The sequence below is a fragment of the Paenibacillus sp. FSL R10-2782 genome, assembly GCF_038592985.1.
Lineage (GTDB): Bacteria > Bacillota > Bacilli > Paenibacillales > Paenibacillaceae > Paenibacillus > Paenibacillus terrae_C.
Window position 1 is genome coordinate 221,083 of the sequence record NZ_CP151951.1, and the last position, 23,545, is coordinate 244,627.

The window sequence follows — 23,545 nt, forward strand, 5'->3', positions numbered from 1 at the left end:
ACATCCGGGGCAGCTTTTTCCGTTTACCAGCTAGTCAGAGGCAATAACTCGTTCTCTTATACACCTTCTGGAGAAGAGCTAGTTAGCACTTTATCAATAATACCGTATTCCTTGGCATCGTCTGCGGACATGAAATAGTCACGGTCTGTGTCCTTTTCAATGCGTTCCAGTGGTTGGCCTGTGCGGTCTGCAAGAATGCGGTTCAATTTGTCGCGCATTTTCAGAATGCGGCGTGCGCGGATTTCGATATCCGTTGCCTGGCCTTGTGCACCACCCAATGGTTGGTGAATCATAATTTCACTGTTCGGCAAAGCAAAACGTTTGCCCTTGGCACCTGCGTTCAGCAAGAACGCACCCATAGAAGCCGCCATACCAACACAAATTGTAGACACGTCAGGTTTAATGTATTGCATTGTATCGAAAATGGCCATACCGGCTGTGATCGAACCGCCAGGGCTATTAACATACAAGTGAATGTCTTTTTCAGGATCTTCGGCAGCCAAAAACAGCATTTGCGCAATAATAGAGTTGGCTACAACGTCATTGACGTCCGAGCCCAACAAAATAATGCGATCCTTCAACAGTCTGGAATAAATGTCATAGGCGCGTTCGCCGCGGTTACTTTGTTCTACTACCATAGGAACATAGCTCACGTCAAAAAACCTCCCTTTAATATCGTTAATGGATTTGGTGGACATGCCGATTACACGTCCCTATTTATAAACTGTTACCGTATTAACTACATGATAAACAATTTCAAACAAAAAGTCAAAGAAAGTCAAACTAATAGTCAAAAAAAAGAGCCCTCTGCGCTCTTATTGGTTAAAACAGTATATAGAAGAATTTAAACATCATATAAAATGGCGCGCCCGCGAGGAATCGAACCTCGATCTCAGGCTCCGGAGGCCTACGTCATATCCGTTGGACCACGGGCGCACAGCTAATTGGAAACAAAGATGATTATATGATATACGGCATTGAATTGCAAGCTTTTATTACGTGCGCATATTCACATAAAAAGTTGAGAAATATAGGTTCAGATAGACTTGCATGTGGAGCAAATATTGGGTAAGATATACGTGGGACTTAAAAAGTTAACCCGGGACGTTTTGAGACCAGTTAGTGATATAGCATTAGAGAAAGAACTTAGAAGTGTGCGGGAGTGGAAAGCATGCGAAAGATATTAGAAATACAGAAGCAGCTTCTGCCCGACCTCATGGATGTTTTGAAAAAAAGGTACACAATCCTGCATCAGATTATGCTGTCCGATGTTATTGGACGCAGAACGCTGGCGGCTTCACTGGACATGACCGAGCGCGTGTTGCGCGCCGAGACCGATCTTCTTAAAGCCCAAGGGCTGATTGAGATTGAGAGTGTGGGCATGAAGGTGAGCAAAGCAGGACTGGATCTGCTGGAACAACTGGAGCCGATTGCGAACAACTTGTTCGGCCTGTCCCAATTGGAGGATCAGATTCGTCAAGCCTATGGTTTGAGGAAGGTGGTTGTCGTTCCAGGGGATTCGGATGCTTCTCCTTTAACGAAGCAGGAGTTGGGTCGTGCTGGAGCAAAAGCACTGCTGAGTGTTATGGACGACGAGGATGTGGTCGCTGTAACAGGTGGCACGACGATTGCCGACGTGGCGGACCAACTGACACTACCTGCTAATGGCCCACTTAAGGGCGGATGGTTCGTACCGGCACGTGGGGGTTTGGGAGAAAGCATGGAAATGCAGGCGAACACAATTGCTTCCACAATGGCTCGTAAGGTCGGCTCACAATACCGTCTGCTCCATGTACCGGATTTGCTCAGCAATCATGCTTACAACTCCCTGCTTGAAGATACGAATATTCAGGATATTTTAAGCCTGATTCGAGAGAGTCGGATCATCATTCACGGGATAGGCAACGCCATAGCTATGGCACGTAGACGTAAGCTCGACCCTGAAACCTTTGCCCAGATCAGCAGTGAGGGCGCGGTTGCCGAATCGTTTGGCTATTATTTTAACGAAGACGGCGTTGTGGTTCACAAAATGCTGACGCTTGGACTACGTTTGGAGGATATCAGGCGAACCGAGACGATTCTAGGCGTAGCTGGAGGTAAGAGCAAGGCGGCCGCTATTCATGCGGTGCTGCGTTTCGGGCAGGAAGATATTCTTGTCACCGACGAAGGCGCTGCTGCCGAGATTGTAAGCCGTTATTTAAAAAGTTAATGCGATTGATTAAATGTGTTGTCTTGACGGGCTTTCGGGTCTGTCTTGAATATATAAACTAAACGAACTTTGGGAGGAACTCACTCATGACAGTTAAAGTTGGTATTAACGGTTTCGGACGTATTGGACGCCTTGCTTTCCGCCGGATTCAAAACGTGGAAGGTATTGAAGTAGTAGCAATTAATGACTTGACAGATTCCAAAATGCTGGCACATCTGTTGAAATATGATACAACACAAGGTACTTTCCAAGGAGAAGTAGAAGTACACGATGGCTTCTTCAAAGTTAACGGTAAAGAAGTTAAAGTTTTGGCTAACCGCAACCCTGAAGAACTGCCTTGGGGAGACCTGGGTGTAGATATCGTTCTGGAATGCACAGGTTTCTTCACAACTAAAGAAGCTGCTGAGAAACATTTGAAAGGCGGCGCTAAAAAAGTTGTTATCTCCGCTCCAGCTACTGGCGACATGAAAACTGTCGTTTACAACGTAAACCATGAAATTCTGGACGGTACTGAAACTGTAATCTCTGGTGCTTCTTGCACAACAAACTGCCTTGCTCCTATGGCTAAAACTTTGCAAGACAAATTTGGTATCGTTGAAGGCCTGATGACTACAATTCACGCTTACACTGGCGACCAAAACACTTTGGATGCTCCGCATGCTAAAGGCGACTTCCGTCGTGCTCGCGCTGCAGCTGAAAACATCATTCCTAACACAACTGGTGCTGCTAAAGCCATCGGTCTGGTAATTCCTGAACTGAAAGGTAAACTGGATGGCGCGGCTCAACGTGTACCGGTAGCAACTGGCTCCCTGACTGAGCTGGTAACTGTTCTGGAGAAAAATGTAACTGTTGAAGAAATCAACGCTGCGATGAAAGAAGCTTCCGATCCTGAAACTTACGGCTACACTGAAGACGAGATCGTTTCTTCCGACATCAAAGGTATCACTTTCGGTTCTTTGTTTGATGCAACTCAAACTAAAGTCCTGACTGTTGGCGACAAACAACTGGTGAAAACTGTAGCTTGGTACGACAACGAAATGTCCTACACAGCACAATTGATCCGTACGTTGGAATACTTCGCTAAATTGGCTAAATAAGAACAGTCTCATCGCGCAACATCATAGAGCGGAAACAGCAGTTATTGTTTCCGCTCTTTATATATCAAAATGTGCCTTAAATTCCTGTTTCGTAAAATTAAAAGGGTGCGGAGGAATATGGAGATGAACAAAAAGAGCGTACGTGATATAGAACTGAATGGAAAACGGGTGTTTGTTCGTGTAGATTTTAACGTTCCGGTTGAGGACGGTAAAATTACGGATGACAAGCGTATTCGTGAAACCTTGCCAACGATTAACTACCTGATTGAAAAAGGTGCAAAAGTTATTTTGGCGAGTCACTTTGGACGTCCAAAAGGTCAGGTCGTTGAATCCATGCGTCTGACTCCTGCTGGCGTGCGTTTGTCTGAGTTGCTCAAAAAGCCTGTAGTTAAAGTGGACGAAGCAGTTGGTGAGGCTGTTAAAGCGAAAGTAGCTGAACTGCAAAACGGCGACGTGCTGTTGCTTGAAAATGTACGCTTCTATCCAGGAGAAGAGAAAAACGATCCTGAACTGGCAAAGCAATTTGCTGAACTGGCTGACATTTTCGTGAATGACGCATTTGGTGCAGCGCATCGTGCTCATGCTTCCACAGAAGGTATCGCGCATCTTCTTCCGGCTGTTTCCGGCTTGCTGATGGAGAAAGAATTGTCTGTAATCGGTAAAGCTCTTTCAAACCCAGATCGTCCTTTTACAGCCATTATCGGCGGTTCCAAAGTAAAAGACAAAATCGACGTGATCGACAACCTGCTGAATATTGCAGATAACGTAATTATTGGCGGCGGTTTGGCTTATACATTTTTTAAAGCTCAAGGGCATGAAGTGGGTCAATCCCTGCTGGATGAATCCAAACTGGATGTAGCTCTTGGATTTATCGAAAAAGCGAAGAAGCTTGGCAAAAAATTCTATCTTCCGGTAGATATCGTTGTTTCTGACGATTTCAGCGCTACAGCGAACACGAACATTGTGGACATCGACGGTATTCCTGCAGATTGGGAAGGCGTGGATATCGGTCCGAAAACTCGTAAAATCTATGCAGATGTGATCAAAAACTCCAAATTGGTTGTTTGGAATGGACCTATGGGCGTATTTGAAATCGAGCCTTTCGCTGGCGGTACTCGTGAAGTAGCGGAAGCCTGCGCAACAACAGAAGCATATACCATCATTGGTGGCGGCGATTCTGCAGCAGCGGCTGAGAAATTCCATCTGGCTGACAAAATGGATCATATCTCTACTGGTGGCGGCGCATCCCTTGAATTTATGGAAGGCAAAGCACTTCCGGGTGTTGTTGCACTTAACGATAAGTAATCAAACGTACTGCGCATAATAAATGCTTTAGGGCACCTAATAGTTAGGAGTTGAAACCATTGAGAACACCGATTATTGCGGGTAACTGGAAGATGTTTAAAACCGTACCAGAAGCTAAAACCTTCATCGAAGAGATCAAAGGCAAAGCAGAGGTTGCAGGGGTGGAAAGCGTGATCTGCGCACCATTTACGAATCTTCCTGCTCTGGTTGAAGCAGTAAAAGGTACATCTATCAAAATCGGCGCACAAAACCTGCACTTTGCAGAAGATGGCGCATTTACAGGCGAAATCAGCGGCGGGATGCTGAAAGATCTGGGCGTAGACTACGTTGTGATCGGGCACTCCGAGCGTCGTGAGTATTTCAACGAAACAGATGAAACGGTAAACAAAAAGGTTCATGCGGCATTCCGCCACGGCCTGACTCCGATCGTATGTGTAGGCGAAAAGCTGGAAGACCGTGAAGCGGGTCAAACCAAAGAGGTTGTAAAAGTGCAAACTGTAGCAGCTTTTGCTGGTTTGGCTAAGGATCAGGCTGCACAAGTCGTTGTTGCTTATGAGCCAATCTGGGCAATCGGAACAGGTAAATCCTCCACTTCGCAGGATGCGAATGAAGTGATTTCCTACATCCGTAGTCTTCTGAAAGAACTGTACGATGAAAATACAGCCAATGCTGTACGGATTCAATACGGTGGCAGCGTGAAACCTGAAAATGTGGCCGAGTACCTGGGCCAAAGCGACATCGACGGCGCACTCGTAGGTGGCGCTAGTCTTCAACCAGCGTCTTACATCGCGCTTGTTGAGGGGGCGAAGTAAGATGGCAGTACCAAAACCGGTAGCTTTAATTATTATGGACGGATTCGGGCTGCGTGACACCGTGGAAGGCAACGCGGTTGCACAGGCTAACAAACCGAATTACGACCGTTATTTAAAACAGTATCCTCATACAACGCTGACAGCTTCTGGTGAAGCGGTGGGTCTGCCGGAAGGACAAATGGGTAACTCCGAAGTAGGTCACTTGAACATCGGCGCAGGCCGCATTGTATATCAAGACTTGACTCGTATTTCGAAGTCCATCCGTGAAGGTGAGTTCTACGACAATGAAACACTGGTTAAAGCAGTGCAACATGCCAAGAACAACAACACGAAACTTCACCTGTACGGACTTCTGTCCGACGGCGGTGTGCATAGCCATATCAGCCATCTGTTCGCTATGCTGGACCTGGCGAAAAAAGAAGGCTTAACAGAAGTATACATTCATGCTTTCATGGATGGACGCGATGTTATGCCTGACAGCGGCGTGGGCTTCATGCAGCAGCTGATCGCTAAAATTCAGGAAGTCGGCATTGGCCAAATTGCGACTGTACAAGGACGCTATTATGCCATGGACCGCGACAAACGCTGGGAACGTGTAGAGAAATCTTACCGTGCAATCGTGTACGGCGAAGGTCCTCAATATACAGATCCAATGGAAGCATTGAAAGAATCGTATGAAAAATCAGTATTCGATGAATTTGTGGAGCCAACGGTTATTGTGAAGGCCGACGGAAGCCCTGTGGGACTGGTCGAGAGCAATGATTCTGTTATTTTCCTGAATTTCCGTCCTGACCGTGCGATTCAATTGTCTCAAGTATTCACGAATGCGGATTTCCGTGGCTTTGATCGTGGACCGAAATTGCCTAAAGATCTGCACTTTGTTTGCCTGACATTGTTCAGTGAAACGGTTGAAGGCTTCGTTGCCTACGAACCGAAAAACCTGGATAACACATTCGGCGAAGTGCTTGTGCAGAACAACAAAAAGCAATTGCGTATTGCCGAGACCGAAAAATATCCGCACGTTACCTTCTTTTTCAGTGGCGGACGCGATGTGGAGCTGCCTGGCGAAACTCGTATTTTGATCAATTCGCCTAAAGTGGCTACATATGATTTGCAGCCAGAAATGAGTGCGTACGAGGTTGCGGATGCTGCTGTTAGGGAAATCGAAGCCGATAAGCATGATGCGATTATCCTGAACTTTGCCAATCCTGATATGGTTGGACACTCCGGCATGCTGGAGCCAACGATCAAGGCGGTAGAGACGACGGATGAATGTGTTGGACGTGTTGTAGATGCGGTTAAAGCCAAAGGTGGCACTGTTATCATCATTGCCGACCATGGTAATGCGGATATGGAAATTGACGAGCAGGGACGTCCGTTCACAGCTCACACAACTAACCCGGTTCCGTTCATTTTGACTGATGAAAATATCGTTTTGCGTGAGCATGGAATATTGGCTGACGTAGCTCCGACGCTTCTGGATTTGATGCAACTTCCGCAGCCTGCGGAAATGACAGGAAAATCTATGATTGCATCCCGCAAGTAAGCTTGATTTAATAAGTATAGGCTTGACCAATAAATCATGATCGACAAAGGAGATTAAGTACAAATGACTATTATTTCTGACGTGTACGCTCGCGAAGTCCTCGACTCCCGTGGTAACCCAACTGTTGAAGTGGAAGTATATCTGGAATCCGGTGCTATCGGTAGTGCCATCGTTCCTTCCGGTGCCTCTACAGGCGCTCACGAAGCTGTAGAGCTTCGTGATAACGACAAATCCCGTTACCTGGGTAAAGGCGTTCTGCAGGCTGTTAAAAACGTGAACGAAATCATCGCTCCTGAGGTTATCGGCTTGGATGCGGTAAACCAAGTGGAAATTGACACATTGATGATCAAGCTTGATGGTACACATAACAAAGGTAAATTGGGTGCAAACGCGATTCTAGCTGTATCCATGGCTGTAGCTCGCGCTGCTGCTGAAGCTCTGGGTCTGCCACTGTACACTTACCTGGGCGGATTTAACGCTAAACAACTGCCAGTACCAATGATGAACATCGTTAACGGTGGCGCACATGCGGACAACAACGTTGACGTACAAGAGTTCATGGTTCTGCCTGTAGGGGCTCCTACTTTCAAAGAAGCTTTGCGTATTGGTGCGGAAATCTTCCACAACCTGAAATCCGTACTGAACTCTAAAGGTTTGAACACAGCTGTTGGCGATGAAGGCGGTTTTGCTCCTAACTTCAAATCCAACGAAGAAGCTCTGTCCACTATTATCGAAGCGATCGAAAAAGCTGGTTACAAACCAGGCGTTGACGTATTCCTCGGTATGGACGTTGCCTCCACTGAGTTCTACAAAGATGGAAAATACACACTGGAAGGCGAAGGCAAATCCTTCACTTCTGCTGAATTCGTTGACCTGCTTGCTTCTTGGGTTGATAAATATCCAATCATCACCATCGAAGATGGTTGCTCCGAAGATGACTGGGAAGGTTGGAAATTGCTCACTGAAAAATTGGGCAACAAAATCCAATTGGTTGGTGACGACCTGTTCGTAACCAATACAGAACGTCTGGGTAAAGGTATCGAAGAAAATATTGGTAACTCCATCCTGATCAAAGTAAACCAAATCGGTACGCTGACTGAAACATTCGACGCTATCGAGTTGGCTAAACGTGCAGGATACACAGCTGTAATCTCTCACCGTTCCGGTGAATCCGAAGACAGCACCATTGCTGATATCGCTGTGGCAACAAATGCAGGCCAAATTAAAACAGGTGCGCCTTCCCGTACTGACCGTATCGCGAAGTACAACCAGTTGCTCCGCATTGAGGATCAACTGGGTGAACTGGCTCAATACCACGGTCTGAAATCTTTCTACAACCTGAAAAAATAATATTACGCAAAGATGCTGACGGTGGTCAGGCGGCTGTGATTCAAGAACACGCAGTCTGAGTGCTCGAAGCCTTTTAAGTAATTACAAAACAGATCTGTTTGCTAACGCGAGCAGGTCTGTTTTTTTGTTTTTGCCCATGCGATGTCGGTTTTACTCTTTTGCAAGGCTTAATGAAGTGACTCGGTATAGCTGGTTGTTATCTACTGGAAGCTGTGGTAGAATAAAAATAGTGTTTTGCGTTAATTTCCGGCTATTCATAACATGATATGATCATGTTTTCATAAAAGAGGCTGTGTTGTTTTGCAAAACGGATGTATTAGCTCAGGAGGTGGGATTTTTCATGGAAATCTTTTTGAAAGTGCTGCTCGTTGTGTTCTCGATTGCTGTTATTGCGGTTGTTTTACTGCAAAAGGGGAAAAGTGCAGGTTTGTCCGGTGCCATCTCTGGCGGTGCTGAGCATCTGTTCGGCAAGACAAAAGCTCGCGGTATGGATTTGATTTTACAGCGCGTGACTGCTGTTTTGGGTGCGGGCTTTATGATCGTTTCCGTTTTGGTTGCATTTTTTGCAAAATAAGCTAAATAATAACCTTAAGCCTTCGTTTCACGGGAAACGGGGGCTTTTTTGGATTTTAGATAGGCAGGGATGCCGTCGATTGAATTCGTGTATACTAGGGTATGAGTATATAAAGAGCCTTGTATCAGGAACAAGGAACATGCGGATTATTACTGAAAATTAAAGGTCACCCGAGGTGGACGATATTATGATAACAGAGCAACAATTACTTGATTTTATGCGCGAGACCGCATACAAACCTATGACTTACCAGGAGCTTGAGCAGCATTTTGAAATTAAGGATGCGGCGGATTTTCGCGAATTCCTTAAGCTTTTGAACGCGCTGGAGGAAGACGGAAAAATTCTGCTGACCCGTACGAACCGCTATGGTGTGCCGGAACGGATGGATTTGCAGCGCGGACGTTTGCAGGCTCATGCCAAGGGATTTGCTTTTCTGATCCCAGAAGACCGGGAGCACCCGGATGTGTACATTCATGCTAATGACTTGAAGAGTGCAATGAATGGAGACACGGTACTGGTAAGAGTAACGTCGAAGGGACCTTCGGGTGGCCGTTTGGAAGGCGAAGTCGTGCGGATCGTGAAGCGCGCAGTGCTTCAGGTGGTAGGCGTGTTCCAGAGCCATGAAGCATACGGTTTTGTTTTGCCGGATGATAAGCGCATTAACCGGGATATTTTTATTCCAAAAGCCAGCTCCAACGGAGCCGTAAACGGTCAAAAGGTTGTTGTGCGTATTGTGAGCTATCCGGAAGGACGAGCTGCGGCGGAAGGCGAAGTGTTGGAGGTGCTGGGGCACAAGGATGATCCGGGTGTCGATATTTTGTCGGTCATTCGCAAGCATCAGCTTCCTGAAGCTTTTCCCGATGAAGTGACAGAGGAAGCGGAAAAGGCCCCCGATGCGATTACGGAAGAAGAAATCGTACGTCAGGGGCGGCGCGATCTGCGCGATAAAACGATTGTTACGATTGATGGCGAGGATGCCAAGGATCTGGATGATGCGGTTAATGTAGAGCGTCTGGCGAACGGCAACTACCGTCTGGGCGTTCATATTGCCGACGTAGGGTATTATGTGCGTGAGAGCTCCAAGCTGGATCAGGAGGCGTATAACCGCGGTTGTAGCGTGTATTTGGTCGACCGTGTTATTCCTATGCTTCCGCATCGGCTTTCAAACGGGATTTGTTCCTTGAATCCGCAGGTGGATCGGCTGACTTTGTCCTGTGAGATGGAATTTAATGAGCATATGAAGGTCGTAAAACATGATGTTTTCACCAGTGTCATTAAAACGAAGGAACGAATGACGTACACTAACGTTCGCAAAATCCTCGAAGAGGAAGATGCTGAACTGATGGAACGGTACAAGGATCTGGTTGAAGACTTCCGCACGATGAAGGAACTGGCTTTGAAGCTGCGAGCTAACCGGATGCGCCGGGGTGCGGTTGATTTTGATTTTGATGAAGCCAAAGTGATTGTGAATGATGAAGGCAAGGCCGTGGATATCGTTAAAAGAGAGCGCACCATTGCCGAACAGATCATTGAAGAGTTCATGCTGGCTGCCAATGAAACGGTAGCTGAGCATTTTCACTGGCTCAAAGTGCCGTTCCTATATCGGATTCATGAGGACCCGGACCCGGAAAAGCTACAAAACTTTATGGCTTTTGCGGCCAATTTTGGGCATCAGATTAAAGGTCGGGGGAACTCCATTCATCCGCGTGCGCTGCAAACGTTGCTGGAAGATATTCAGGGTACGAAGGAGCAAACCGTGCTTAGCACGATGATGCTGCGTTCGATGAAGCAGGCGAAGTATGATGCGGAGTCGACAGGCCATTTTGGACTGGCTGCGGAGTATTATTCTCATTTTACATCACCAATTCGTCGTTACCCTGACTTGGTGATTCACCGTGTCATTCGTGAGGTATTGGAAAACGGTGGGGCTTTAACAGCCGAGCGTCAGGAGTATTTGACTGCACGAATGCCAGATATTGCACAGCAATCCTCTGAGCGGGAACGTGTGGCTGTGGATGCAGAGCGTGATACGGAGCAGATGAAAAAGGCTGAATACATGCTGGACAAGGTCGGCGAGGAATTCGAGGGGATCATCAGCAGCGTAACCAGCTTTGGTATGTTCATTGAGCTGGACAATACGGTGGAAGGTCTGACGCGCCTGAGTGCGCTTACGGACGACTATTATCATTTTGACGAGCAGCATATGGCGCTGATCGGTGAACGTACCTCCAAGGTGTTCCGCATCGGAGATGAAGTTAAGGTTCGCGTCGCGCGCGTGAATATGGAAGATTACACGATTGATTTTGAACTCGTCGATATGAAGCAGCAGCAACGTCGTGAGCGCACGGGTGGTTCAAAGCCAGGTGTTGGCTTTGCGCGTGGCGGTGAGGGCCGAGGTAAAGGCAAGCCCCATGAAGGGCGCGACCGTAAGGGTGGCAAGGACAAGGCTGGCAGAGAGCGTAAAGGCGGTCGTGATGCTGCCGGGAAGCCTAAAGAAGCCGGCACAGTTGTAGGCGGCAGGGGTATTAGTACCACAGGTCGTACGGGCCGTAGCGGCGGAAACGGCGCAGGAGCGGGCTCAGCCAGCAGTTTCGGTTTTGGCAGCGGCAAGGGGGGCTACAACTCGCCAGCAGCGGGTGCGGGTAAACGTAAGAAAAAGACGTCAGCCAGCGGTATTTTTATCGGTGGAGCAGCTACCCCAGGAAGTGATGCCAGCCCGAGCGGTGACGGCGCTGTACGTCGTAAGCGAAAGAGCAAGGGCAGTGGTGGTGGCGGTAATAGCACCGCTGGATTTGTGCGGAAAAAGAAGAAGTAAGTGGCGGTAGCTTGCTTGTTGGATGGTAGGGCCTTTTGAGTCAGTGCAAGCTGATTTGAGGCTTGGGTTTGCGGCGGTTTCTGTCTGATGTTGTGGACGGAGGCCGCTTCGTTTTACAGACTTGACCTTTCTTGCTTTTACTGTCTGAATTTTGTTACAATATATTTCTAAGCCGCTCATTTACAGTTATGTAGTGAACGCGCTGAGTTTTCTTTTTACGGAATAGATTACATTAGGAACAAGGAGTGGTATTCATGGGTAAGAAGGCAGACGGGAAAGTGCTCGCCCAGAACAAAAAAGCTTCCCATGACTATTTTATCGAGGACACCTACGAGGCGGGCATGGTGTTAACGGGAACGGAAATTAAGTCTTTGCGTAATGGTCGCTCTAATATCAGTGATGCATTTGCAACTATTCGTAATGCTGAAATTCACATCCACAACATGCATATCAGTCCTTTTGAACAAGGCAATCGTAACAATCCGACCGATCCGACACGCACACGTAAGCTGCTGCTGCACAAAGAGCAGATTCGCAAGCTTATTGGTCTGTCCAAACAGGAAGGCTACACGATTGTGCCGTTAAAGATTTATGTTCGCAACGGTTATGCCAAGCTGCTGCTTGGACTCGGTAGAGGTAAAAAGCAGTACGACAAACGTGATGCTGCGGCCAAACGTGATGCTCAGCGTGATATCCAACGCGCTTTGCGTGAGAAGCAGAAAATTGCGAGATAATTTAGCGTAGCTTGGAGTCGGTAGACGAAGTGAAGCCATCGTAATGATTAGGCTGGAGCTGGAGTTTGCCATTGTTACTTGAATTATTAGGTATGGTACAAATTACGTGAATAAGCTACTTGTTCCTGCAATGGTGCTATTTTGTGGAGCTTAAATAGCTTCATTCCGTTCCGTTATGATGTGTAATATGGTATACTAATGAAGTAGTAAGTTTTAATGTTTTTGTACTTCTGAGCTTCGACTGTTGAATCTCAGGATTCAGCTTCCGATATAGTTACATGCATGCTTATGCTCCGGTATTTCCGGATTTATCCGTGGAGCCCTTTTATAATAAGGGGGCGTTTATGGATTCGACGGGGATAGTTCGAGCATGGGTAGCGGGTAGTGGGGACGCGTCCGCTTCATCAACGCTAAAGCCTATTAAACGGCAAACAACAAAACAACTACGCTTTCGCAGCCTAAGAAACTGTGTGCGTGCTTCTACTCAGCATCGTCCATGTGACTGGGATAGGGGCTAACAAATAGTGGAATACGCTGTCTCATCTCCGCCTGCGGTGAGCTGAAGAAGATAATCAGGCTGACCCGAAGGGAATCCGGTGACGGGGAGTTCCTAGGGTGACATCAAAACTGTCACTACACCCGTAGAAGCTTATGTGTCGTTATCTTCGGACAGGGGTTCGACTCCCCTCGCCTCCATTGCTAAAAACCCTGTACGTGATATCAGCGTCAAATTGGTTAATATCCTTTGATGGCTGGATTACTACACGGTCAACGTATTCTTGAAGGACCTGCTTCTTTTCGTCTTCATCGTCGGAAAGGAGTGAGTCCTTTTTGCTTTCCAGAATTTTAAGTATTAAAGATTCATCCAGCACAGATGTTTGTTTCATAATCTCAGCTTTTTGCAATTCATACTCAAGAGCCTCTTTCCGTTGTTCAGCCTGTTTAATGCTGTCGATAACGCTTTTTACACCTGCCCCCAAAGCTTCCATCCAGTTCGATATTTTCATATCCAATTCTTTTAATTCTTGCTTTATAGGCTCAATGTCATTTTCAGTTTGGTGTCTTTCTTTCTGGTACAGTTTCTGAACGCTTTGAACAATTTCGGCCATCCCATCAACGGAAAAACATTCTCCTAATAGATTTTTGATAGCAAGATGCTCAATGTCGTCTTTGCGAACATTTGTATTTCCACATTTCCCTTGGCACTTGTAATAGCTAAGAACTGTCTTTTCACTGCTCTTAGAATTCGTGTATGAATTCCCCGCATATAAAGCACCGCAGTTTCCGCAATAAATTTTACCTGTCAGTAAGTAGTTCACCTTAGCTTTCATCCTTCCTGGTTTACGTTTTCGTGCATTTTTCTTCTGGTTTACACGGTCCCATTGATCGGGTTGAATAATTGCAGGTAGGGCTCCTGGGATGATGATCTGTTGCTCCAAAGGTTTCTTATTATTCGTGTTACGCTTCCCATCTTCATCTTTGGGAGCTGATACATCGAATGCATAGTCGCCTTTATACTTAATGTTTGAGGCCCAGGTAGCGAAGCTGCTTTTAGTAAACTTGCGACCAGCAAGTGTTCTATACCCCTTATCGTTAAGTATTACAGCTATCTGTTCGTTGGGTACATCATTCTCAATGGAATCAAAATAAATCTGTACAGCCTTGTAACGAGCCGGATCAATCTCCAGTTTACGTGTTTCAGGATGTACTCTCAAGCCGTAGGGTGGTAGCCCCCCAGTGTGTTTTCCTTCCTCTGCATTTTCACGCATTCCTTTACGAACTTCACGGGCAAGATTCAATGAGTAGTATTCGGCCATTCCTTCAAGGACAGACTCTAGGACAATGGATTCAGGTGAGTTGTCTAGATGCTCAAGGACAGATTCTACCCGTACACCATTCCGCTTTAATATCCTCTTATAGTGGGCGCTGTCATATCGGTTGCGGGCAAAACGGTCCAGCTTATGTACGATAACCACATCAAAAAGATGCTTGGCTGAATCCTTAATCATTCTTTGGAAATTTGGGCGTTTATCTGTAGTGGCTGACTTTTCTTCGTCGGGGTACGAGTTTACTAATACATAACCTTTCTGTCGGCAGTATTCTTCAATTGCTCGCATTTGGGCAGTTATAGATTCTTCACGTTGGTTGTCCGAACTGTATCGCGGGTAGGCGACGGCACGAATTAGCTTGCTAGATGTATCCATTATTCAGGCTCACTCCAAACATATGTTCTGTATAAAGGTATATGTAAACGACCTTGCGGCTGGAAAGCGCAAAGGTATTTCTAAGTTGGGAACACCTTTATGACGCCAAGAGGATCAAAAAGAATAACATGGTGATCATCAGCTTTTACGGATATGCCGTACTTCTCAGTATACCGATCAATGGCTGCCTGTAAAAACTCTTCAGTGACTCCTAAGTATTCGGCCAGGTCATACCTGCCAGATATACGAGCATGGTGGGCCTCCACGATACGGTTCAAGGGTATCATACAATGGTAGGCCCACTGCCTGGCGCGTAGCTCCTGTTTGCGATTACGTATGTCTTGCTGGTCAAGGATATCTCCGGTACTGGTGTGGTAGTGTCCTATCTCTTCAGCAAGAGTACAGGCTTTATCTACTGTAGTTAAGGTGTATTTATTTACCCACACAATTCCATCTGCGTACAACCCCTTATTTCTGGGCAACATTGGCATTTCGTAGACTTCTATGTTGTGTTTTTGAGCTTCATCTAGAAGGTTTTCGTATGTTGCCATATCATCTGCCCTTTCGTTTTGACCTAACAAATTCTTTGAATCGTTCTATTTCAGCTAGTTCTTCCTCAGACCAATCCTCTCCTTCGTGATGGGCCGCTACGGTGTCGAAGTCTTCATCTTCAAAGTCCTTCTGTAATTCCTTAAAGGCTTCTTCTGGAGTTAGCGATGGTCCATCATAGGCCGGGGGTTCCTGCCGGGCTAGAGCCGATCTCAACTTAGATGGTGTGAGTTTAAGAGCTCTGGCAATTTTCTCAATCGTGACGTAATCACCAGCATCTGGAGTGACCTTGTCGACATTGAGTATAAAGCTTTTATTAACTCCTGCCTTCTCAGCTAGTTCATCTACAGTCATACCCTCCATTATTAATTCAAACTCAATGATGGCTCCTATTGAGTCTCCTGAAAGGTAATCGACAGTAACGCCTAGGAAGTCTGCCAGTGTACTCAAAGTATCAATTTGGGGATTCTTAGTTGTGCCATCCATAATTTTAATTAGCGTTGTGTACGGAACCCCAGTCAATTTTGCAAGCTTATACCGAGTCAGCCCTTTCTTTTTCATCAATCTGTCTAGTGTTTCGGCAATTTCAGTTTCACGTAATCCCACTTTAATTCCTCCTATTACTATTCAGATTATTACCGTATATGGTAATGATATTACGAAATTCGGTAGTAAGTCAAGCATAAGAGAGATATTGGAAGAGAAATATCATTTTATTACCTAATTCGGTAAATTATAGAATTAGCAAAAACATACCGTATACGGTAGTATTGCCATCGGGAGGTGAAAGTATTCATGGGAACAGCAATAAAGCAAAATGTGGACAGGCTCCTTGAGCGCAGGGGTTGGACTCGTTACCGTCTTAGCAAAGAAAGTGGAGTTGCCATGTCAGTAATCTACAGCCTTGGTGAAAAGGAATCCGGTCCAACGGCGGACAAGCTGCTAAAAATCGCTAATGCTCTTGGGTGCACTGTGGATGAATTGGTTAGATAAACAACTGTGCATTAAATCCGTAGTAAATCCATAGCGCAGGTGTAGTAAAGCTCGGATACGATTATTTCAAATTAGAAAGTGAGGTAGTGAAATGATTAAAAATGATGCATTAATCGAAAGTAAGACGCTCCGTGAGTCGTACATGAAGCATCTAAATGTTTTGGAAAAGGTGAAGAAGCTAACGTTGCTGCCGGATAATCTGAACGTAACGGTAGAAATGTCTGCAAATTATTACGAGGTTCATATCGATGCGATTGAATCTGTGATCCGCGACAACAAGGAAGAATTAATGTCTGATGGGTTGGAAGTTATAAAGGGCGAACGACTCTCCGCCTTTAAGGCGGAGTGTCAAATAAGCAGTAGAGCCTCTTCTTTAACTATTATCCCCCGTCGAGCTATCTTGAGGATCGGTATGCTGCTGCGAGACAGTCAGGTAGCTCGTGCGGTTCGCGACCTGCTCCTTAATGTTGAAGAAGTGGCACGTGTTGAACAGCCTCAGCTCATCCAGAAGGCAACTAATCAGCTTGAACTTGATATCAAGATGAAGCGAGCCGATGCCATGCTCAAAAACGCCACTACGAAACAGGCAACGGTCGTATTGCAGATGCTTGAGAAATTCAGTTCTGATTTGTCGCCTGTGGCAAAGGAAAGTCTCATTTCTGTAGCGACCAACACTCTGACCGGCACTTATTCCGCACCATTGCCGAACGTACAGAAAACATATACTGCCACTGAAATTGCTGAGGAACTTGGCACAAATAAGAGTGTCATCGGTAAACTGGCGAACAATCTGGGATTAAAAACGCCGGAATACGGAATTGAAGTGATGGACAAGTCGCCATACAGCTCTAAACAGGTTACTTCATTCCGATATTTCGAGTCTGGACGTCAAGCCCTTATCCAAGCTTATAGAAAGGGGGAGTGAACCCGCATGAAAGCCAAAATCAATGCAACGGTTCGAACTATCCCGCATCCTGACCCACAAAGGCTTATTGATCTATGGTCCCAGATTGTTCTAAAAGAGTTGCTTCGGCGCGAACAAGAAGCCGACCTAAACAATGGATAATGCATTCATGTGAAAGGAGGTGAATAACTTGCCACTACAAACATCCCGGCACTATGCCAGCGTGTGCGCCTTTTACTTGGACTGTGAAGCGCGGGCACGTCGCAAAAGACGGTTCGGTCTTATCAAGCATTACCGCAAGCAATACAAAAAGTACCGTGGTCTTCTTTATCGATCGGTATACGAAAAGAACCCAACAGGGTTAGGAGCCTGTTAGGTTCGGCACAAAAAAAACTAATACGATTGGCCCCATTATAACACGGGGTCGGAAAGAAGGAAACAAGTGAAAATCTGTTACCGGGAAATTCGGTTTCGTTCAGAAAGCCTTCGGCTGATTGAGAAGGTAAACGGGATTATAGATGAATATTCATCAATGGGCTATTCCCTTACCTTACGTCAAGTTTATTATCAGCTCGTCGCGCGTGATGTGATTCCAAATAATGAGCGTTCGTATAAGAATCTTGGAAACCTTATTTCAGATGGTCGTATGGCTGGCCTTATTGACTGGTCTGCTATTGAGGACCGCACGCGGAATCTGCGGAAAAATAGCCACTGGTCCACTCCAGGCTCTATTATCCACTCTGCTGCTTACTCTTTTGCCTATGACAAGTGGGAAGATCAGGAGAATTATGTAGAGGTGTGGGTAGAAAAAGATGCCTTAGTAGGTATCGTCGGTCAGGTGTGCGAGGAACTGGATGTTCCGTACTTCTCTTGTCGGGGGTATGTGAGTCAGTCGGAAATGTGGGCTGCAGCTCAGCGACTTGAAGATGTGGCGGGACAAAAAGATATCCATATTATCCATTTAGGTGACCATGACCCAAGCGGGAAGGACATGAGCCGGGATATCTGCGATCGGTTAGAGCTTTTCGGTGTGATGGTTGAATTTGAACGAATCGCCCTCAACTTCGATCAGATTGAAGCGTTTAACCCGCCACCTAACCCTACTAAATTAACGGATAGCCGGGCACCGGGATACATCGCTAATTTTGGGCATGAATGCTGGGAACTTGACGCTTTACGGCCCGATATCATTGAATCGTTAATTCGCGAGTCTGTTAACAAGTATTGTGACTTGGAACTGCTACAAGAGGCCAAGGTCAGAGAAGAAGAGGCAAAGCGTACTTTAAGAGCTGTTGCCCATGATTGGCCTAATATTGAAAGTAATTATTCAAATTAATAATCCTTAGGAGGACTCATACATGCCCGTTCAAATTAATATCACTGGCGAAGATGCCAACCAAGCTATAGAAGAATTCGCCATTTTATCTGCCGCTTTTACAGGTGTCCAGGCTCCAACTGTTCAGCCTACCCCGCAAGAGGATAAGCCTAAGCGCAATCGCACCACAGCGCCAAAACCTGAACCGAAGGAAGATCCAAACCCGGATAAAGTCAGTAATGAGGTTCAGGAAGACGGTAAAAAAATTGATATTCCTAGTGTGCTTGAGCTGCGGGAAGCTGCTGCAGGTGTTGGCTCAACACCAGAAGCTAAAGCCAAGATCAAGGCGCTGCTGGATCAGTACGAAGCCCGTAATCTTTCCGCTGTTCCTGATGATCAAAAAGTCGGATTTCTCGCAGCCTTGAAGGCTTTGGCTAATGAGTAGCCAACCGCATGCCGAACGTGCCCATGCTTTACTGGGCGCGTCCAAGGCTAGTCAGTGGATCAATTGTCCTCCAAGTGCAAGGCTTCAAGAGAGTGTGCCGGACAAGCGCAGCGCATATGCCGATGAAGGTACAGCAGCCCACGAGCTATCCGAAATTAAGCTGCGCCGCCGAATCTTACCTTGTGATTCCAAGGAACGTAAACGGCTTGATAAAGAACTTACCAAAATTAAGGCCTCAGAGTATTACAATCCCGAAATGGAGAATGCCACCGACGATTATGTAGAGGTAGTGGAAGAACGTTTTATGGCTGCAAAAGCCCGTTCTGCTGATGCGCTGGTGCTGTTGGAAGAACGGCTGGATTATACCGCTTGGGTGCCTGATGGTTTCGGTACGGGTGATGTGGTGCTGATTGCAGACGGTGTGATGGAGATTATCGACCTTAAATATGGTAAGGGCGTTCCGGTGAGCGCTATTGGTAACCCACAGATGCGGATTTATGCTCTTGGTGCCTATGACGCTTACAGCTACCTGTACGACATTCACGAGATTCATATGACTATCGTACAGCCGCGCCTTGATAGTGTCAGTACAGACAGTATTCAGGTGGATGAGTTGCTTGAATGGGCCGAGACTGTGGTCAGGCCTGCTGCTGCCCTGGCATTTGCCGGAGAGGGTGATTTTACAGCGGGGGATCATTGCCGCTGGTGCAAAGTCAAGGGGAAATGTCGTGCTCGTGCCGATGCCAATATGGCCGCCTTGGCTCACGAGTTCAAGGACCCGGCACTTTTAAGCCTGGATGAAGTCAGTTCCATTCTGTTCATTGCGGATCAGCTTTCCACTTGGGCAAAAGATGTGAAGGACTATGCTTTTGATCAGGCGAAGAACGGTCAGGCTATTCCGGCTTGGAAGTTGGTTGAGGGGCGTAGTAATCGGGCTATCACAGACAAGGAAGCTGCCAAAGCCGCAATGATAGCGGCTGAAATAGACGCGGACAAGTACCTCAAGCCGCAGGAGCTGCTTGGTATTGGCGATCTGGAAAAACGGATTGGCAAGAAGGAGCTTACGGCCTTGATCGGGGGCTTCATCATTAAGCCTGCTGGTAAACCTGTGCTCGTACCGGAGACGGATAAGCGTCCAGGGCTTAACAGTGTAGACGCTGATTTCGCAAATGAAAATTTTGGGGAGGGTTGACATGGGAGATATAGCAGATTATCACGTTGATAGGATGTCTTCCGGTGCTTGGTCTTCTGGCTATCATAACAATTCAATTCAAAGGAGAAATGGAAAAATGGCAATCGACAACCAAACAACCAAAGTAGTTACAGGAAAGGTGCGCCTTTCGTACTGCAACATTTTTGTACCACAGGCCAATGATCAAGGCGTTGATAAATACGGCACAGCTATTCTGATTCCTAAATCAGACAAGGACACGCTGCGGAAGATTAAAGCGGCTGTAGACGCTGCTGTTGAGCTTGGTAAAAGCAAATGGGGCGGTAAGATTCCGGCTAACCTTAAAAAACCGCTGCGGGACGGTGACGAAGAACGCCCGGATGATGAAGCTTACGCAGGGCATTATTTCTTAAATGCTTCCTCTAATAACAAACCTGGTATTGCTAAACCAACGGGTAAGGACGCGAACGGTAAAACCAAATTTGCCGAAATTACGGACTCTACTGAGGTATACAGTGGCTGCTTTGCCAAGGTGTCCCTTAACTTTTATCCGTATGATGCGAAAGGAAACCGGGGGGTCGCAGCCGGGTTGAATAACATTGTTAAGGTCCAGGATGGTGATTTCTTGGGTGGTCGTTCCAGTGTTAACGACGACTTCGCAGGCGAGGATTTTGACGACATTGTGGACATTAGCGACGATGACGACTTTTTGAGCTAAGTAACAGGATGCGTAAGGGGGATTTTTAGTGCCCCCTTTTTCTTTACCAAAAAATCGGGAGGAATCACGATGAATATACAGGATTTGGTTAAAAAGACACATGAAAATGCAGTGAATAAAGGTTGGTACGAGGAACCCCGCAGCTTTGGTGATGTAATTGCTTTGTCCCATGCGGAGCTGTCAGAAGCACTGGAAGACTACCGGAACGGACACGGCTTGAAAGAAATCTACTTTGAAGGATCGAAACCCTGCGGCATTCCAATTGAACTAGCTGACACGCTGCTACGTATTTTCGACTTCTGTGGTCATGTAGGCATTGACCTCGAAGCAGCTCTGGCTGAAAAGATGGCTTACAACGAATCCCGGCCACATAAGCATGGCGGCAAGGTCATATGACAAAGGTTCTGCAAATTGACATTGAGACGCACAGCAGCGTTGATATTCGGAAATCAGGGGTGTACCCCTACGTTGAAGCTCCAGACTTTGAAGTGTTGCTTTTTGCTTATGCCTTGAATGATGAGCCTGTTACCGTTGTTGATCTGCTGGATTATGAAGACATTCCCGAATCTGTACTTGAAGCGTTATGGGACCCCACCGTACTTAAAACAGCCTATAATGCCAACTTTGAACGAACGGCTTTGCGCAAGCATTTCAACCAAGACATGCCTGCGGATCAGTGGCAGTGTACCTCTGTTTTGGCGCTCACGCAAGGGCTACCGGGTACGTTGGACGGGGTTGCTAAGGTACTGGATCTGGGAGAGCAAAAGGATAGTAAAGGCAAGGCGCTCATTAAATATTTCAGTGTGCCGTGTAAGCCAACCAAGGTTAATGGGGGGCGAACCCGTAATATGCCCTGGCATGACCCTGACAAGTGGCAGGAATTTAAAGATTACTGTGTTCAGGATGTTGTGGTAGAACGGGAAATTCGCCGCAAGCTGGTTAAATATTCGCCTTCTAGATTTGAACAGAAGCTTTGGGCGCTGGATCAGCGGATCAATGACATAGGTATTCAAGTAGACCCGCAAATGGTGGAACATGCGATTGCGTGTGATGCCGCGTTCCAAGAACGCAAGCTGACGGAAGCCGCAGCGCTTACAGGTCTTGAGAATCCAAATAGCCTGACCCAAATTAAAGGGTGGCTTGGGGATCAAGGGTTAACTGTTTCTACTCTTACTAAGGAAACGATGTCGGATCTACTCAAGCAAGCCAAAGAGGAAGGGTTAACCGAGGCGCTTCAAATGTTGAACCTACGCCGGGAAATGGCAAAAACCAGTGTGAAGAAATACGAGGCCATGGATCGGGCTTTCGGTCCTGATTCACGGGTACGCGGATTGCTCCAATTTTATGGGGCTAACCGGACAGGCCGATGGGCCGGACGACTGGTGCAGGTGCAAAACCTTCCAAAGAACGAGCTTCCTGATCTGGATCTTGCCCGGAGACTGCTGCTGGCAGGAGACTATGAATTTATTGAAATGCTTTACCCTAGCGTTCCAGATGTCCTGTCCCAGTTGATCCGGACGGCATTCATAGCCTCAGAAGGTAACCGATTCATTGTTGCGGATTTTAGCGCCATCGAAGCTCGGGTAATCGCTTGGCTTGCCGATGAGCTATGGCGAATGGTCGTGTTCCGTGGTCACGGCAAGATATATGAAGCTTCCGCTTCGCAGATGTTCAAAGTACCGATTGAAGAGATTGGTAAGGGGAATCCGTTGCGTCAGAAAGGTAAAATCGCAGAGCTGGCGCTAGGGTATGGCGGTAGTGTCGGTGCTTTGGAACAAATGGGTGCCCTCAAAATGGGGCTGGAGCCGGATGAACTTAAACCACTCGTTGATGCTTGGCGTGCGGCTAATCGAAAGATTACAAAATTCTGGTGGAATGTGGGCGACGCTGCAATGTCTGCTGTTGCGGATCAGCGCAAAGTGGTTCTACATCACGGCTTGGAATTTAGCTGTAATGGCGGTTCTCTTTACATCAGGCTTCCCAGTGGTCGCCGTCTGGCTTACGTAAACCCAAAGATCAAGGAAGGCAAATTTGGAAAGCCTGCATTGACCTATGAAGGTATTAACCAGACGAAGGGCCGTTGGGAGCGGATCGACACATATGGGCCGAAGTTAGTGGAGAACATCGTCCAGGCGATAAGTCGAGACTGTTTGGCTGAAAGTATGATCCGACTGGACGATGCTGGATACAAAACAGTTATGCATGTGCATGATGAGGTGGTTATTGACGAACCAGTAGACCAGGATTCAATGGCTGAGATTGTTGGTATAATGGGTCAGCCTATCAGTTGGGCCCCTGGATTGCCCTTACGAGCGGATGCCTATGAGACTGTTTATTATAGAAAAGATTAAGCCTCTTTAATTTTATTTTTTTTCTATATCATCGAGATATTAAAATTTTCCTATTAAAAGGATAATATTTGTATTCTTTCTTGATTGAGAGAAATGGTATCAGCTACGATCCCTTCATGTCTCGTGTGAACCGGGGCTGGTCAATGGAAAAAGCCGCCACTAAGCCATTACCGACAGCGGAAGAAAGACGGCAGCAGTCGCAACACGCTACTAATCATCTTCGGGTGTATCCCGTGGAATACATCCAACTCGCTAACCAAAACGGCATTCCCTATCATACATTCTTTAACCGGGCTAAGAACTGTGGTTGGGATATGGATCGGGCTGCAACGGAGCCGTTATGGACGCGGGAGCAAATGGGCAGGCTGGGAGCTCAGCGATTGCGTGAGCGTGAAGGCGATTGGGCTGCACAGATTTTTGGAAAACAACAAATGAGCCGAAAGGGTTGACTAT

Annotated in this window: 24 protein-coding genes, 1 tRNA gene and 1 other RNA gene; 21 read left to right on the forward strand and 5 right to left on the reverse strand. The window is 46.7% G+C overall.

Translation table 11 applies throughout. The features are described from left to right. Positions 1-56: 56 nt before the first annotated feature. Both clpP and NST83_RS00980 read right to left on the reverse strand, forming a co-directional pair. Complete coding sequence (gene clpP / locus NST83_RS00975; protein WP_025686039.1) at positions 57-653, reverse strand: ATP-dependent Clp endopeptidase proteolytic subunit ClpP; 597 nt, start codon at positions 651-653, stop codon at positions 57-59. 208 nt (positions 654-861) lie between these two features. Next, positions 862-936: transfer RNA gene (locus NST83_RS00980), tRNA-Arg, on the reverse strand. 235 nt (positions 937-1,171) lie between these two features. Here NST83_RS00980 and NST83_RS00985 point away from each other — a divergent pair. The 10 genes from NST83_RS00985 to ssrA all read left to right on the forward strand — a co-directional run bounded on the left by NST83_RS00985 (position 1,172) and on the right by ssrA (position 13,141). Next, entirely contained in the window at positions 1,172-2,209 is a 1,038-nt protein-coding gene (locus tag NST83_RS00985; RefSeq protein WP_137061204.1) for a sugar-binding domain-containing protein, read from the forward strand. A gap of 86 nt (positions 2,210-2,295) precedes the next feature. Next, positions 2,296-3,306 carry a type I glyceraldehyde-3-phosphate dehydrogenase gene (gap, locus tag NST83_RS00990; RefSeq protein WP_014279176.1) on the forward strand — a complete coding sequence of 337 codons (1,011 nt, stop codon included), beginning with the start codon at positions 2,296-2,298 and terminating at the stop codon, positions 3,304-3,306. Between the two features lie 123 nt (positions 3,307-3,429). After that, positions 3,430-4,611: a phosphoglycerate kinase gene (locus NST83_RS00995; RefSeq protein WP_342416235.1), complete on the forward strand. Its 1,182-nt coding sequence runs from the start codon at positions 3,430-3,432 to the stop codon at positions 4,609-4,611. Positions 4,612-4,670: 59 nt separating this feature from the next. Continuing rightward, on the forward strand, positions 4,671-5,423 hold the full coding sequence (gene tpiA / locus NST83_RS01000) for a triose-phosphate isomerase (RefSeq protein WP_044645033.1): 753 nt from the start codon (positions 4,671-4,673) through the stop codon (positions 5,421-5,423). A gap of 1 nt (position 5,424) precedes the next feature. Further along, positions 5,425-6,969: a 2,3-bisphosphoglycerate-independent phosphoglycerate mutase gene (gpmI, locus tag NST83_RS01005; protein ID WP_342416236.1), complete on the forward strand. Its 1,545-nt coding sequence runs from the start codon at positions 5,425-5,427 to the stop codon at positions 6,967-6,969. Between the two features lie 63 nt (positions 6,970-7,032). After that, positions 7,033-8,319 (forward strand): phosphopyruvate hydratase, encoded by a 1,287-nt coding sequence (gene eno, locus NST83_RS01010; protein WP_044645031.1) that lies wholly within the window; start codon positions 7,033-7,035, stop codon positions 8,317-8,319. 340 nt (positions 8,320-8,659) lie between these two features. Further along, on the forward strand, positions 8,660-8,893 hold the full coding sequence (gene secG / locus NST83_RS01015) for a preprotein translocase subunit SecG (protein ID WP_043922593.1): 234 nt from the start codon (positions 8,660-8,662) through the stop codon (positions 8,891-8,893). 187 nt (positions 8,894-9,080) lie between these two features. Next, on the forward strand, positions 9,081-11,708 hold the full coding sequence (gene rnr / locus NST83_RS01020) for a ribonuclease R (RefSeq protein WP_342416237.1): 2,628 nt from the start codon (positions 9,081-9,083) through the stop codon (positions 11,706-11,708). Between the two features lie 254 nt (positions 11,709-11,962). Further along, entirely contained in the window at positions 11,963-12,442 is a 480-nt protein-coding gene (gene smpB, locus NST83_RS01025) for an SsrA-binding protein SmpB (protein WP_014279183.1), read from the forward strand. A 334-nt stretch (positions 12,443-12,776) separates the two neighbouring features. After that, positions 12,777-13,141: a transfer-messenger RNA gene (gene ssrA / locus NST83_RS01030) on the forward strand. Here the strand turns inward: ssrA and NST83_RS01035 are convergent. The 3 genes from NST83_RS01035 to NST83_RS01045 all read right to left on the reverse strand — a co-directional run bounded on the left by NST83_RS01035 (position 13,102) and on the right by NST83_RS01045 (position 15,801). Beyond that, entirely contained in the window at positions 13,102-14,646 is a 1,545-nt protein-coding gene (locus NST83_RS01035) for a recombinase family protein (RefSeq protein ID WP_342416238.1), read from the reverse strand. The genes ssrA and NST83_RS01035 overlap by 40 nt on opposite strands. A gap of 80 nt (positions 14,647-14,726) precedes the next feature. Further along, positions 14,727-15,197 carry an ImmA/IrrE family metallo-endopeptidase gene (locus tag NST83_RS01040; RefSeq protein ID WP_342416239.1) on the reverse strand — a complete coding sequence of 157 codons (471 nt, stop codon included), beginning with the start codon at positions 15,195-15,197 and terminating at the stop codon, positions 14,727-14,729. Position 15,198: 1 nt separating this feature from the next. Continuing rightward, complete coding sequence (locus tag NST83_RS01045; RefSeq protein ID WP_342416240.1) at positions 15,199-15,801, reverse strand: helix-turn-helix transcriptional regulator; 603 nt, start codon at positions 15,799-15,801, stop codon at positions 15,199-15,201. A gap of 189 nt (positions 15,802-15,990) precedes the next feature. On the opposite strand from NST83_RS01045, the gene NST83_RS01050 reads away from it, so the two are divergent. The 11 genes from NST83_RS01050 (at position 15,991) to NST83_RS01100 (ending at position 23,541) form a co-directional block, all read left to right on the forward strand. After that, complete coding sequence (locus tag NST83_RS01050; RefSeq protein WP_342416241.1) at positions 15,991-16,188, forward strand: helix-turn-helix transcriptional regulator; 198 nt, start codon at positions 15,991-15,993, stop codon at positions 16,186-16,188. 91 nt (positions 16,189-16,279) lie between these two features. Further along, the gene (locus NST83_RS01055) at positions 16,280-17,113 is read left to right on the forward strand and encodes a hypothetical protein (RefSeq protein ID WP_342416242.1); all 834 of its coding nucleotides are present in this window, start codon (positions 16,280-16,282) and stop codon (positions 17,111-17,113) included. A gap of 6 nt (positions 17,114-17,119) precedes the next feature. Further along, positions 17,120-17,254 (forward strand): hypothetical protein, encoded by a 135-nt coding sequence (locus NST83_RS01060; protein WP_342416243.1) that lies wholly within the window; start codon positions 17,120-17,122, stop codon positions 17,252-17,254. Positions 17,255-17,282: 28 nt separating this feature from the next. Further along, the gene (locus NST83_RS01065; RefSeq protein WP_342416244.1) at positions 17,283-17,468 is read left to right on the forward strand and encodes a hypothetical protein; all 186 of its coding nucleotides are present in this window, start codon (positions 17,283-17,285) and stop codon (positions 17,466-17,468) included. Positions 17,469-17,534: 66 nt separating this feature from the next. After that, positions 17,535-18,428, forward strand: coding sequence for a hypothetical protein (locus NST83_RS01070; protein ID WP_342416245.1), 894 nt, complete (start codon positions 17,535-17,537; stop codon positions 18,426-18,428). 22 nt (positions 18,429-18,450) lie between these two features. Continuing rightward, positions 18,451-18,852: a hypothetical protein gene (locus tag NST83_RS01075; protein ID WP_342416246.1), complete on the forward strand. Its 402-nt coding sequence runs from the start codon at positions 18,451-18,453 to the stop codon at positions 18,850-18,852. Continuing rightward, on the forward strand, positions 18,845-20,044 hold the full coding sequence (locus NST83_RS01080; RefSeq protein ID WP_342416247.1) for a DUF2800 domain-containing protein: 1,200 nt from the start codon (positions 18,845-18,847) through the stop codon (positions 20,042-20,044). The genes NST83_RS01075 and NST83_RS01080 overlap by 8 nt, the downstream gene beginning before the upstream one ends. 97 nt (positions 20,045-20,141) lie before the next feature. Further along, a complete protein-coding gene (locus NST83_RS01085) occupies positions 20,142-20,741 on the forward strand; it encodes a DUF2815 family protein (protein ID WP_342416248.1) in 600 nt (199 codons plus the stop codon). 69 nt (positions 20,742-20,810) lie between these two features. Next, on the forward strand, positions 20,811-21,137 hold the full coding sequence (locus tag NST83_RS01090) for a hypothetical protein (RefSeq protein ID WP_342416249.1): 327 nt from the start codon (positions 20,811-20,813) through the stop codon (positions 21,135-21,137). Continuing rightward, the gene (locus NST83_RS01095; protein ID WP_342416250.1) at positions 21,134-23,092 is read left to right on the forward strand and encodes a DNA polymerase; all 1,959 of its coding nucleotides are present in this window, start codon (positions 21,134-21,136) and stop codon (positions 23,090-23,092) included. The genes NST83_RS01090 and NST83_RS01095 overlap by 4 nt, the downstream gene beginning before the upstream one ends. Positions 23,093-23,160: 68 nt before the next feature. Beyond that, positions 23,161-23,541 carry a hypothetical protein gene (locus NST83_RS01100; RefSeq protein ID WP_342416251.1) on the forward strand — a complete coding sequence of 127 codons (381 nt, stop codon included), beginning with the start codon at positions 23,161-23,163 and terminating at the stop codon, positions 23,539-23,541. The last annotated feature ends 4 nt before the right edge of the window (positions 23,542-23,545 follow it).